The 12,768-nt window shown below is 62.6% G+C and carries 12 protein-coding genes; 4 read left to right on the plus strand and 8 right to left on the minus strand.

The window, feature by feature from the left end; translation table 11 throughout:
- Window positions 1-292: 292 nt before the first annotated feature.
- The 3 genes from rpsU to ASE71_RS03330 all read left to right on the plus strand — a co-directional run bounded on the left by rpsU (window position 293) and on the right by ASE71_RS03330 (window position 2,268).
- Window positions 293-505, plus strand: coding sequence for a 30S ribosomal protein S21 (gene rpsU / locus ASE71_RS03320; RefSeq protein WP_034786884.1), 213 nt, complete (start codon window positions 293-295; stop codon window positions 503-505).
- Between the two features lie 263 nt (window positions 506-768).
- Complete coding sequence (locus ASE71_RS03325) at window positions 769-1,656, plus strand: tetratricopeptide repeat protein (protein ID WP_060517567.1); 888 nt, start codon at window positions 769-771, stop codon at window positions 1,654-1,656.
- 135 nt (window positions 1,657-1,791) lie between these two features.
- A complete protein-coding gene (locus tag ASE71_RS03330; RefSeq protein WP_034786890.1) occupies window positions 1,792-2,268 on the plus strand; it encodes a DUF992 domain-containing protein in 477 nt (158 codons plus the stop codon).
- A 112-nt stretch (window positions 2,269-2,380) separates the two neighbouring features.
- Here the strand turns inward: ASE71_RS03330 and ASE71_RS03335 are convergent, their stop codons facing one another.
- From ASE71_RS03335 to ASE71_RS03360, 6 genes are all read right to left on the minus strand, one after another.
- Window positions 2,381-3,781 (minus strand): NAD(P)(+) transhydrogenase (Re/Si-specific) subunit beta, encoded by a 1,401-nt coding sequence (locus ASE71_RS03335; protein WP_060517565.1) that lies wholly within the window; start codon window positions 3,779-3,781, stop codon window positions 2,381-2,383.
- Window positions 3,782-3,791: 10 nt separating this feature from the next.
- Window positions 3,792-4,202 carry an NAD(P) transhydrogenase subunit alpha gene (locus ASE71_RS03340; RefSeq protein ID WP_034786897.1) on the minus strand — a complete coding sequence of 137 codons (411 nt, stop codon included), beginning with the start codon at window positions 4,200-4,202 and terminating at the stop codon, window positions 3,792-3,794.
- The gene (locus ASE71_RS03345; RefSeq protein ID WP_060517563.1) at window positions 4,202-5,347 is read right to left on the minus strand and encodes a Re/Si-specific NAD(P)(+) transhydrogenase subunit alpha; all 1,146 of its coding nucleotides are present in this window, start codon (window positions 5,345-5,347) and stop codon (window positions 4,202-4,204) included. The genes ASE71_RS03340 and ASE71_RS03345 overlap by 1 nt, the downstream gene beginning before the upstream one ends.
- A 387-nt stretch (window positions 5,348-5,734) precedes the next feature.
- Entirely contained in the window at window positions 5,735-5,959 is a 225-nt protein-coding gene (locus tag ASE71_RS03350; protein WP_034786900.1) for an aa3-type cytochrome c oxidase subunit IV, read from the minus strand.
- A 235-nt stretch (window positions 5,960-6,194) separates the two neighbouring features.
- Entirely contained in the window at window positions 6,195-6,968 is a 774-nt protein-coding gene (locus ASE71_RS03355) for an N-acyl amino acid synthase FeeM domain-containing protein (RefSeq protein ID WP_060517561.1), read from the minus strand.
- Window positions 6,969-7,200: 232 nt separating this feature from the next.
- Complete coding sequence (locus ASE71_RS03360) at window positions 7,201-9,510, minus strand: putative bifunctional diguanylate cyclase/phosphodiesterase (protein ID WP_060517559.1); 2,310 nt, start codon at window positions 9,508-9,510, stop codon at window positions 7,201-7,203.
- Window positions 9,511-9,939: 429 nt separating this feature from the next.
- On the opposite strand from ASE71_RS03360, the gene ASE71_RS03365 reads away from it, so the two are divergent.
- Window positions 9,940-10,698, plus strand: coding sequence for a gamma-glutamyl-gamma-aminobutyrate hydrolase family protein (locus ASE71_RS03365; RefSeq protein ID WP_060517649.1), 759 nt, complete (start codon window positions 9,940-9,942; stop codon window positions 10,696-10,698).
- Between the two features lie 42 nt (window positions 10,699-10,740).
- On the opposite strand, the gene ASE71_RS03370 is transcribed toward ASE71_RS03365, so the two are convergent.
- Window positions 10,741-11,706, minus strand: a complete 966-nt coding sequence (locus ASE71_RS03370; protein WP_060517557.1) for a 2-hydroxyacid dehydrogenase — start codon at window positions 11,704-11,706, stop codon at window positions 10,741-10,743.
- A 27-nt stretch (window positions 11,707-11,733) separates the two neighbouring features.
- The gene (locus ASE71_RS03375) at window positions 11,734-12,756 is read right to left on the minus strand and encodes a LacI family DNA-binding transcriptional regulator (RefSeq protein ID WP_034786913.1); all 1,023 of its coding nucleotides are present in this window, start codon (window positions 12,754-12,756) and stop codon (window positions 11,734-11,736) included.
- Window positions 12,757-12,768: the final 12 nt, after the last annotated feature.

Here is a 12,768-nt window from a genome sequence, read left to right on the forward strand (position 1 = left end):
GAGTTAGAAATCGCAAATCCGAGACCTGCGCAACGTTTCTTTTGCGACGCATTTGCGTGGACTTGCGCGCAGTTGCGACATGACTATGGATCGGTTAAGCGGCGGGGGAGAAGTCGCGCGACGCTCGTATCTCAGGTTTTTTTCAGCGCCGCCTCATGTCGTCGCTGGACTTTCGCCTGATGATCTGGTATCCGCTCATCTAATCGTAAAGCTTCCAGCTTAGCGAATGTCACTCTTTTGCCTCCGCACCTGACGGAGCAGCAAACAACACGAACCAAGGAACGGGATTCACGTGCAGGTACTAGTCCGCGATAACAATGTCGATCAGGCGCTCCGCGCTCTCAAGAAGAAGATGCAGCGCGAAGGCATTTTCCGCGAAATGAAGATGCGTGACTACTACGAGAAGCCGTCCCAGAAGCGCGCTCGCGAAAAGGCTGAAGCCGTTCGCCGCGTCCGCAAGCTGGCACGCAAGCGTGCACAGCGCGAAGGCCTCCTGGCTCGCTGATTTGTCGTTTTTTCGACGCTATTCGATGTAAGTCGTGGCGGGGGCGAAATATCGCCACCGCCTTTTTTTGGTATGGACATCTTTTCCGCCGACAGGCTAGCGTGCTCGACGCTGCCACCGACGGACGACCGACCGGAGTGTTTGGACCGGTGGTCTGCCAAGGCCGACTTTGGCCCGGCTTGAGGAGCCCGCGGGGAGTTCAGCGGCTCCAGAAACGGAAAGCCGATGGCTTTCGAGACCTTGTCGATTTGAGGGATCAACCTTTGACACTTGCTGCCATGACTGCGGACGTCTCCGGTTTTAATGTCCATGAGGCGTCTCGCCGCCACCAGCGCAAGCCGAGGCTTGCCGCCATGCTGCTTCTCGGCTCGGCCCTCCTCATCGCCGGCTGCACGACCGACGGTCCGGACTCCGTCACCAACAAGGTCGAGCGCGAACAGGGCTCGCAGGAAAACATCGCCTCGCTTTCGAGCGTCATCGCCTCCAACCCAAGCGATCCGGAAGGCTACAATGTCCGCGGCTCGGCTTACGGCCGCGCCGGCGAATACCGCCGCGCGATTGCCGATTTCGACCAGGCGATCAAGCTGAACCCGCGCTTCTACCAGGCCTTTGCCAACCGGGCGCTCGTTCACCGCAACATGGGCAACACCCAGGCAGCGCTGGCCGACTACAACATGGCACTGCAGCTCAACGCCAACTACGACGTCGCCTATATCGGCCGCGGCAACCTCTATCGCCAGGCCGGCCAGCTCGATTCCGCCTTCAACGATTTCAACAAGGCCATCCAGCTCGATACCACCGATCCGCGCGCCTATCACAATCGCGGCCTGATCTACCAGGCACGCAACCAGCACGGTCAGGCGATCGAAGACTTCTCGACCGCGATCTCGCTGTCGCCGAGCTCGCCGGAACCCTATAACGGCCGCGGCATCTCCTATGTCGCACAAGGCGACGACGACAACGCCTTCTCCGACTTCAACACCGCGATCAACCTGAACGGCAAGGTCGCCGAATCCTGGGCCAACCAGGCGCTGATCTACGAGCGCAAGGGCGACAAGGCCAAAGCGTCGAAATCCTATTCGCACGCGCTGCAGCTCGACCCGAAATACGAGCCGGCCCGCGCAGGCCTTGCCCGCGTCAAGGCATCCTGAGCCAACCCGATCACGCATTTCGAAACGCCCGCGACCGCATCGCGGGCGTTTTCGTTTGCAGGCATTGCCCCCTGCACAGCGGAACCTTCCCGCCCGCCATCCGTTTGCTTGAAGCATCAAGAACGGAGACTAGCCATGATCAAACGAACCCTCGTCACTGCGCTGGCGCTCGCCGCGCTTGCCACGGGCCCGGCCGCCGCGCAAAACTATGTCGCCCTTGGCCGCCTCGTTTGTGGTTCGGAAGGCGGCACTGGCATGATCCTGACCTCAACCAAGAACCTGATGTGCACCTTCACGCCCACCAATGGCGCACCGAAGGCCGTCTATGCCGGCACGATCCGCAAGATCGGCATCGACATCGGCAAGACGGGAAAGAGCACGATGATCTGGGACGTGCTTGCCAAGACAGGCACACCGATCAGCGAATTCGCGCTCGCCGGTGAGTATTACGGCGTCGGCGCCGATGCGAGTCTCGCCGTCGGCGGTGGCGCCAAGGTGATCGGCGGCGGCACCAACAAGGCGTTTATGCTACAGCCGGTCAATGTCCAGGTGCAGGAAGGCCTGAACCTCGCCGTCGGCATTGACGAGCTGACACTGGCACCGGCTGGCTAAGTCGACCTGGACTAAAGCTCGACACATCGCCGCGTCCGGCGCGCGCATGTCCTTCAACGCAAAACGCCCGCCGACAGGCGGGCGTTTCTTTATCGGTCGATGCGAGCAGCCCTCAGGCGTGCAGCGCCTTGACGATGTCTTCCGTCACCTTCTTGGCGTCGCCGAGCAGCATCATCGTGCCGTCCTTGTAGAACAGCGTGTTGTCGATGCCGGCATAGCCGGAGCCGAGCGAACGCTTGACGAACAGGCAGGTCTTGGCCTTGTCGACGTCAAGGATCGGCATGCCGTAGATCGGCGAGGACTTGTCGTCGCGCGCCGCCGGGTTGGTGACGTCATTGGCGCCGATGACATAGGCGACATCGGCCTGCGCGAACTCTGAATTGATATCCTCGAGCTCGAACACTTCGTCATAGGGAACGTTTGCTTCCGCCAGCAGAACGTTCATATGGCCGGGCATGCGGCCCGCGACCGGATGGATCGCATATTTGACCTCGACGCCGGCCGCCTTCAGCTGATCGGCCATTTCGCGCAGCGCATGTTGCGCCTGAGCAACTGCCATGCCGTAGCCGGGCACGATGATCACCTTGGAGGCGTTCGCCATCAGGAAGGCCGCATCATCGGCCGAGCCCTGCTTGACCGTGCGCTGGACGCCGTCGTCACTGCCGGCCGCTGCTGTCTCACCGCCGAAGCCGCCGAGGATGACCGAGATGAACGAGCGGTTCATGCCCTTGCACATGATGTAGGAGAGGATCGCACCGGACGAACCGACGAGCGCCCCGGTGATGATCAGCGCCAGGTTGCCGAGCGTGAAGCCAATGCCGGCCGCCGCCCAGCCCGAATAGGAGTTGAGCATCGAGACCACCACCGGCATGTCGGCGCCGCCGATCGGAATGATGATCAGCACGCCGAGCGCCAGCGACAGTACGACGATCAGCCAGAACACCGTCGTGCTCTGGGTCAGGACCAGCATGATCACCAGCACGACGAGCGCCGCGGCAAGACCAGCGTTGATCGCATGGCGACCCGAAAGCATGATCGGCTTGCCGGACATGCGACCGTCGAGCTTCAGGAAGGCGATGACCGAGCCGGTAAAGGTGATCGCGCCGATGGCGACGCCGAGCGACATTTCGACCAGCGCCTGCGCGTGGATGTCACCGATCGTACCGATGCCGAAGCTTTCCGGCGCATACATGGCGGCAGCCGCCACCATGACGGCCGCAAGACCGACCAACGAGTGAAAGGCAGCAACAAGTTGCGGCATCGACGTCATGGCGATGCGGCGGGCGATGAACGCACCAATACCGCCGCCGATGGCAAGGCCGAGCACGATCAGCATCAGGCCGCCGAAACTCGGCTTGGCGAGCAGCAACGTCGTGACGATGGCGATGCCCATGCCGACCATGCCGTAGGTATTGCCCTTGCGGCTGGTGGTCGGATGCGAGAGGCCGCGCAGCGCCATGATGAACAGGACGCCGGAGACGAGATAGAGGAAGGCTGCGAAGTTGGCGTTCATCGGGCCGGCCTCACTTGTCTTTTTTCTTGTACATGGCCAGCATGCGCTGGGTGACGAGGAAGCCGCCGAAGATGTTGACCGAGGCCAGCACCAGCGCAATGAAGCCAAAGCCGGTCGCCAGCCCCGAGGCGGAAATGCCGACCGCCAGCAGGGCGCCGACGACGATGACCGAGGAGATCGCGTTGGTGACCGCCATCAGCGGCGTGTGCAGCGCCGGCGTCACCGACCAGACCACGTAGTAGCCGACGAAGATCGCCAGCACGAAGATCGCCAGGCGAAAGACGAAGGGGTCGATCGCCCCGCCGGTGGCGCCATGGGCGACGGCACCGGCCGCATCCGGCACATACTCGGCCGCGGTGCGGACCGCTTCCACCGCCCGGTCGAGATCGGCGAGCGCCTTGTCGAGAAGTTCATTCGCCATCACTTGTCCCCCTTGCTGGCGCCGAAGTTCGGATGCACGACCTGACCGCCATGGGTGAGCGCCGTCGCCTTGACGAGCTCGTCTTCCATGTTGAGCGCGAGCGCCTTGGTCTCCTTGGAGACCATCGTCTCCAGGAAGGTGACGAGGTTCTTGGCATAAAGCCCGGAGGCGGAAGCGGCGATGCGGCCAGGCACATTCAGATGGCCGATAACCTTGACGCCTTCGACCTCGGCGACCTTGCCGGCCTCTGCCCCCTCGACGTTGCCGCCGCGCTCGACCGCAAGATCGACCGCGATCGAACCGGGCTTCATGCTCTTCAGCATCTCGCGGGTAACGAGCCGCGGCGCCGGGCGGCCGGGGATAAGCGCCGTGGTAATAACGATGTCCTGCTTGGCGATATGCTCGGCGACAAGTGCTGCCTGCTTGGCCTGATAGTCCTTGGACATTTCCTTGGCGTAGCCGCCGGCGGTCTCAGCCGCCTTGAACTCGTCGTCCTCGACGGCGATGAACTTGGCCCCGAGCGAGGCGACCTGCTCCTTGGCGGCGGGACGCACGTCGGTTGCCGAGACCACAGCCCCGAGACGGCGGGCCGTCGCGATCGCCTGCAGACCGGCAACGCCGGCGCCCATGACGAAGACCTTGGCGGCAGGAACCGTGCCGGCCGCCGTCATCATCATCGGCAGCGCCCGGTCATATTCGTAGGCCGCGTCGATGACCGCCTGATAGCCGGCGAGGTTGGCCTGGCTGGACAGCACGTCCATCGACTGCGCGCGCGTGATGCGCGGCATCAGCTCCATCGCAAAAGCGGTCAATCCGGCATTCGCCATCTCGGCGATCGCCGCCTCGTTGCCGTAGGGATCCATGATGGCGATGACGATGGCGCCGGACCTGTAGCCGGCAATCTCGGCACTCGTCGGCCGACGGACCTTGAGCACGACATCCGCCGTCCTGGCGTCTGCCGTCGTGCCGATCCGGGCTCCGGACTTTTCGAACTCGGCATCCGGAATGCGCGACAGAAACCCGGCGCCCGCCTCGACGACGACGTCGAAGCCGAGACCTTTCAGTTTCTTCACAGTATCCGGTGATGCGGCAACGCGACCCTCGTTCGGATCCGTTTCCTTGGCGACGAAGACGATCTCGCTCACAAGTCCCCCCTCCTGGCCGCAATCGAGCCAGGGCCGGAATGCGGGCATTCTCTCCGACTGCAAAGCGGGTGGCCTACCGGGCCGACACGCCCTCATGTGCGCGGCACACCTGTGCCCGGCGCAATCGTCTGGAGCAAGCCATCGCCTGGATGCGGGACCTTTGGCGATCCACCGGCATCGAGCCGCAATCGGGCTCTGCGGGCCTGCTGTCCACTCCTCCCTCACTCGGGTGAGGATTATCCACCCCTGCCCTACGACGGGCATCCGGGCCTCAAGCCATATGCGTCGGCACCTCCAGCCGGCGACATGCAGCTTCTTCCGGGCAAACGCCCGGTCGCCGAGGAAGCACGGTCTGCGCTCCCTCAACAGTCGGTTTGGTCGCGCCGATTAACGAAGGAAGAAGAAACCGGCGACGTTGATCAGAATGAAAAGCACGATCGAGGAGATCAGGCCCATCGTCGTGAAGAAGCCGGCAGCCATCGCGATCAGCAGGGCGACGCAGAAAAGCGTGCCGTACTTCGAGGCACTCAGGAACATGAGGTAGGTCTTCTCGTGTTCCGGATAGTCCATCGGAGCGCCCACATCGACCGGTCCAGAATGATGCTCAGCCATCGTTCAAAATTCTCCCTGAATGCCGCGGCGCCACCTTGGGGTCATCGCCGCCCCTATCGAAGCATGGTCTCGCGAAAAGCCGCGAAACCCTTATAGCTGCCCTTACACAATGCGCACGGCTGGCGCAACGAAAACCCGTTCTTTAGCCGTACCTGATGGGGCGAAATGTCACGCCACACAGCAAGGTGCGGCGCGCCTCGACGCGCCCCGAATTCGCATGCGCAATCAAGGCCGCTTACCGGAAGACGGACATCCGGTAGGAGCGGCCGTAGCCGGTCTGCGCCATGCGCGCGGTCGGCAGGATCGTCAGCGGCGCAAACGGCACCTCGCTGCGGTCGGCAAACATCATGCGGCGTTCGAACGGTTCGGAATCGAAGACCGGGTAGCGGTCGAGGATCGACGGCCGCTGCCCCCGCACCTGTGCCACCAGAAGCGCGCCGTCGGCATTGTAGACACCGAGGTTCTCGCGCTTGGCGACAACCGTCTCCGACGCAAAGATGCGCTTGTAGAAAGCCGCGTGGCGCGGACGGCAGGCCGTCAGGCAGCGGTCGGCAGCGAAATACTCGCAGGCCATCGCGACCGGTCGCAGCGTCAGATAGGGAAGCGCCCGCATCTCGTCGCCGATCACGTCAGGATCGACTGCCAACCGGCCGGGATCGACCAGCACCATGCCGGCATCGAGGAACGCGTCGATCTCAGGAGCGAAGATCATGCCCGACGTGCTGGCGCGATGATCCGGCGTCACATGATGAACGCGCACGGTGCTGACAAGCACTTCGTCGAGATAGAGACCGAAGACATAGGCGTGACTGTCGAAATCGAGATCGTCGATCAGCGTCGAGCCGGTCAACTCCATCAGATTGACGGACTTGTAGGACTTGTAGCGCAGCCGCGCGATGTCCTCCATGTCCTCGCCGGTTTCGACCCGCCGGTATTCGACGCGATCGAGCAATTGCATCAGTTTTTCAGAAAAGCGCCCAGGCTCAGCCTGGTGAACCGTCTCACCCATACTCAACACCTCATGGTTAACAAATCGTTAACCTATTGACGAGTGATGGGGCGGCAACCGCAAATCGAAACAGTTCACCGTTAACTTTTCGTTAACCATAAAAATTCGTGAACTTATTTGCTCGATTTGAAATCAAGCGCACCAAAGCGGGATCAATTTGGCGCACCTAATCAATGGCTTGCTACCGGAAAACCAGTAGCAAAACAGGACAGTTTCAAGAAGATTTCAGGGGTTAGGCGATGCGCTTGCTGGTGGTTTTTGTGCCTCGTTTTGGCACACCATTCTTGCAAAGCGTAGCAATGGCCGAAGCCGGCATGGGCGCGGCAAAGACGAAGCCCTGTATCAGATCGGCACAATTGTGCTCGTTGATAAGTTGTAGCTGGTCCGCCGTCTCGACACCTTCGACGACGATGCGCAGGCCGAGCGCGCGGGCAAGGTTGGCGGTCCCACGCAGAAGCTTGAAGCGCCGAGAATCTTCGCGGATGTTGCGCACGAAGGAACGGTCGATCTTGATGATGTCGACCGGCAGCGCATCGAGATAGCTGAGGCTCGAGTAGCCGGTGCCGAAATCGTCGATGGCGATCGTGATGCCCAGTCCGCGCAGTTCGCGCAGGATCGCCTGCACCTTCAGCGGCTCGTCCATCAGGCAGCTTTCCGTCACTTCCAGATGCAGCCGCGCGGCATCGAGACCGGTTACGCGAAGTGCGTCCGTGACCATGACCACGATTTCGCTGCTGCGAAGGTCGAGCACCGACAGGTTGACCGACACCGATACGTCGCCCGGCCAGTTCATGCAGTCCTGGCACGCCTGATCGAGAACAAAGCGGGTGATTTCCGTGACCAGCCCGAGCTCTTCGGCAAGCTGGATGAATACGTTCGGCGGCACGGGCCCGCGTTCGGGATGGGTCCATCGCGCCAACGCCTCGCAGCACTCCACGCGCCCGCCGTTCGGGGCGAACATCGGCTGGTAGGAGAGCGTCAGGCTGCGGGCGTTGATCGCCTCGCGCAGATCCGCCTTCAGCTTCTGGCGATCGACGTAGCGCGCATCCATCTCGGCCTCGAAGGCCGTGCAGCCGCCGCGGTTGCGCAGCTTTGTTTCCGAAAGCGCAAGATCCGCCTTGATCTGCAAGTCCTCGAGCTTGAGGTCGAGGCTCGAAGCGACGACGATGCCGGCGCTCATCGTCATGCTGAAGGTGAAGCCGCCGGCTTCGTAAGTGTCGCGCAGATCGGCATGAAGTCCTCGCATCCGCTCTTCGAGTGCAATAGCGTCACTGCCATCGGGAATGAACACGACGAACTCGTCGCCCATCAGCCGCGCGACGATCGCATCGTCACCGGCAAGCACCCTTAGCCGGCCGGCAATCGCATGAAGCAGTCTATCGCCGACGATATGGCCGCGCATGTCATTGACGTGCTTGAATTCCGTTACGTCGAGAACCATCAACCCGACCAACCGTTCGGCCGTGTCGTCCGCGCTCACCGTCGCCTGCACCAGCTCCCCGAAATAGTCGCGGCTCGGCAGCTGCGTCAGCTTGTCGAACCGCACCATATGCAGGATCTGCTTTTCCGCCTGGACGCGCGCGGTCACGTCTTCAAAAATCAGCACCGTGTCGCCGTTATCGCGGCGGCTCGCCGAAAATTCCAGATGCAGCTCTTCGCTGACGGGGATCAGCACCTGCGGCCGCTTGCCCTTGAGCAGAAGGTCGAGCTGGCGCGAAATGGCCTTGGTCTTGTCCGGATCGAGCCGCATGCGCCGGGCGCCGCGCCGGATCACATCATCGAGCAACCAGCCCTTGAGTTCGGTGCGGTCGCCGAGGGCCAGCAATTCGCAGGCCCGCTCGTTGGCGACGACCACCCGGCCATCGGCATCAAGCATGAACAGCCCATGCGTCATGTTGTTGAGCGCCGTGTCGAACTGGCCGGCGATCGTGGCGATCTCGCGCGCTGCCATCACGTTTTCATAGAGGAAGGCGCGCACATTGTTGGCCATCATCCAGGTGGACAGGATGAAGGGCAGGATCAGCACGGCAAGCGCCAGCATGAACACGTCCTGCAGCGTGATCAGGCCGATGACGATCGGCAGGCACGCCGAGGAAGACAAGAGGAGCACGGCCCGCTCGGAGCCGTAATTGCGCCCGACGAGCGAAATCATCGACGCAAGCGTCACCGAAATGGTGGCGAGCTCGGAAAAGGAGTCCTGGCTGATGGCGATGGCGTAGCCACAGGCAATACCGCAGGTGAGCGTGACGCTGACGCCGCCGACGATGTAGCGGTTCTCCCACTTGCGGACCATCGCCCGATCGGCATTGGAGAAATCCTGCCGGTCGAACCGCGCCATGTCGAGATTGCGCAGCGCCCAGAGGACGAAGATCACACCGGAGCAGGCGAGATAGAGCGGATCACTGGTTTTCAGATAGACGAGCAGGAACGTCACGACATGCGACAGCATGCCGATCACCAGCGTTTTGCGATGTTCGTAGAGCGAGCTCACGGATGACAGATACACGTCAGTCGGAAGAGCGCTCTGTCCAAGTCGCATCATGAACCAAGCTCCGGTTTACCGGATTGTTAGGGGTGATGACTTAACGAAAGATTTCGTCTAACGCCCCGAAAAATGTACCGAATCCCAGCAAAACCACGGGTCTTCGCCGGCATCGCCCAAGAGTTCAACTCAGTAGTGCGAACCGCACGGGACAATACTCGGTTTCTACAACCAAACATAGGCATTCGCACAATAAAACGACTTGATCGCAACTTCGACAATTCTGCGACGCCCGTAGATGATCCCAAACTTGCGCCTGTGATGGTTACTCGTTCTTGAAGAAATACCTGCGATTTCCTGCCGTTTCGGATCGCTCCTCCTGTCTCGCTGCCCGGGATCGGCGCGACGATCGCGCTCACCACCTTCTCAGTTGACTTTCATCTGCAACTGAAGGCAAGGCTTTTCTCAAGCATCCAACGGAGCCTGATGATGTCGAAACCTGTCGTTGCCATCCCGTGCGATTTCCGCGAATTCGACGGCAATGTCTGGCATGTCGTTGCCCATCAATATGTCCGCGCCGCCGCCGAAGGCGCCGGCGTCATGCCCTTCCTCATCCCGGCACTCGAGACCGGCAACGACATCGACGAGATCCTCGACCGCGTCGACGGCGTGCTGGCAAGTGGCGCCCGCTCGAACGTCCATCCCTCGCTCTATGGAGCCGAGGCCAAGGAGAGTGATGGCCCCTTCGATCCCGGCCGCGACGCGACCAGCCTGCCGCTCATCACCCGCGCGCTGGAGCGCGGCGTGCCGCTTCTCGCCATCTGTCGCGGCATTCAGGAACTGAACGTCGCGCTCGGCGGCACGCTCGCCTCCGAAATTCAGGACCAACCGGGCATCTGGGATCACCGCAAGCCCGACGTGAAGGAACTCGACGTCGCCTACGGCATCCGCCAGGACGTGATCGTCAAGGAAGGAAGCTGCCTCGCACCGGTGCTCGGCGCCGGCCGCATCCGCGTCAACTCGCTCCATCGCCAGGCGATCGGCGCTGCCGCGCCCCGTCTTGCGGTCGAAGCGGTTGCCGACGACGGCACGATCGAGGCCGTCTCGGTGATCGGCTCCAAGGCCTTTGCCGTCGGCGTGCAATGGCATCCGGAATATTGGGTGCGCACGGACACGCCGTCCGCGAGCCTGTTCAAGGCGTTCGGCGATGCGGTCAGAACCTACGCCGCCGGTCGTCTGGCCGCCTGAGCTATCTGTTTGACCTTGCGCCTGGCGCGTCGACGTCGGGCCTTAGTCCGCGCGTCGCGTGAACGGTGTTTCCGGCACGGGCGTCAGCGCTTTGCCGGTCGAGAACCACGCCACGACGTTGTCGGCGACGAGGTCGGCCATGGCGTTGCGCGTCACCACCGAGGCAGAGGCCACGTGCGGCAGGAGCGAAACATTCGGCAGCGCCACAAGCGCCTCCGGCACCTGCGGCTCGTTCTCGAAGACATCGAGACCGGCACCGGCGATCACGCCCGCCTGAAGCGCCGCGATCAAGGCCTGTTCGTCGACCGTCGAGCCGCGTCCGACATTGATCAGCACCCCATTGCCGCCAAGCGCGGCAAGCACCTCGGCATTGACCGTCCGCCGCGTCGCCTCGGTGCCGGGTACGATGACAACAAGCGTGTCGACCGCAGCTGCGAGCCCCGTCAGCGTCGAATGGTAGGCATAGGCAAGGCCTTCGCGCGGGCTGCGCGTATGATAGGCGATCGATACGCCGAAGGCTTCGAGCCGCTTGGCAATCGCAAGACCGATGCGTCCAAGACCATAAAGACCGACGCTTCGACCCCGCAGCGACAGCGGCGATAGCGGGAACGCGCCCTCGCGGCTCCAGCGACCCTGGCGCAGCCATTGCTCCGCCTGCGGCAATTGACGGAGCGTGTTGAGCAGCAGCCCGACCGCGGTATCGGCCACTTCTTCCGTCAGGACGTCGGGCGTGTTGCTGACGGCAATTCCCTTGGCCGCGGCATGCCCGACCTCCACCCCGTCGTAGCCGACGCCGAAATTGGCGATGATCTCAAGCTGCGGCAGGGCATCCATCAGTGCAGCCGGCACGCGCCCGGAAACGGCGATCGCCTTGACGTCCTGCATCTGCGGCGTCACCAGCGTCGCATCGGCACCTTCGATCCGCACCACATCGAACCGGTCCGTCAGACGATCGATCACCCGCGGATTGATTTTTCCGGGCACGAGAACGCGAATGCGGGCAGACATGGCAATTTTCCTTGCGGGTGATGGACCTCAGGCGATGACCCGCAAGGGGCCGGTCGACTGCCGGATGCGCATCTCCGGCTTGATCAGGTGAATTCCGTCCGGCTCATGGCTGCCGGAGAGCTTGTCGAGTAGTGCGCGGGCAGCACTGCGGCCGACATCGGCCTGCCCATTCCAGACGGTGGTGAGCGCCGGCGTCGCGATCGACGCCTCTTCCAGGTCGTCGTAGCCGGTCACGGAGATGTCGACGCCCGGCACGAGACCGGCGCGCGCGATGCCGTTCATCATGCCGATCGCCACGAGGTCGTTCCAACAGACGACCGCGGTCGGCTTCTGCGGCAACGAAAGCAGGTGCACTGCGGCCTCGAAGCCGCCCTGCTTCGTGCGGGGCCCGGGAATGCGCAGTTCCGGATCGACCTCGATGTTGGCCTTGCGCAGCGCGTTGACGTAGCCCTGGTAGCGGTCGCGTCCGGTGGAGGTCTCGTCCGTGCCGCCGACCATGGCGATGCAGCGGTGGCCAAGGCCGATCAGGTGGTTGGCGGCAAGCGAGATGCCATAGGCGTCGTCGCCGCGGAAGATCGGCACGTCCACACCCTCGATCGAGCGGGCGATCAGGATCGCCGGCATGCCGTTGTCCTCGGCAAGCTGGATATCCTCCAGCGGCGTGCCGATCGCCGGCGACATGATGACGCCGTCGCCGCCGAGCTGCAGCAGCGTCTCGATGAAATCGCGCTGCTTGTCGACGGAATCGTAGTGATTGGAAAGAATGAAGGTCTGCTTGTCGCGGTCGAGTTCGGCCTCGATCGCCTTGAGGATTTCCCCGTAGAACGGGTTCATGATGTCGTGCACGACGACGCCGATGATGCCCGATCGCGATGTCCTGAGACTGGCAGCGCGGCGGTTGTAGATATAGCCGAGCGCGCGCGCCTGTTCCTTGATCTTGTCGCGGGTGACGGTCGCCACCAGCGGGCTGTCACGCAGGGCCAGGGATACCGTCGCCGTCGAAAGACCGAGTGTTTCCGCGATCGTCGAAAGCTTCACCTTTTGCGCCACGATGCCCCCTGT

Origin of the sequence: Ensifer sp. Root954 (assembly GCF_001429005.1) — a bacterium.
Classification (GTDB): Bacteria; Pseudomonadota; Alphaproteobacteria; order Rhizobiales; family Rhizobiaceae; genus Ensifer; species Ensifer adhaerens.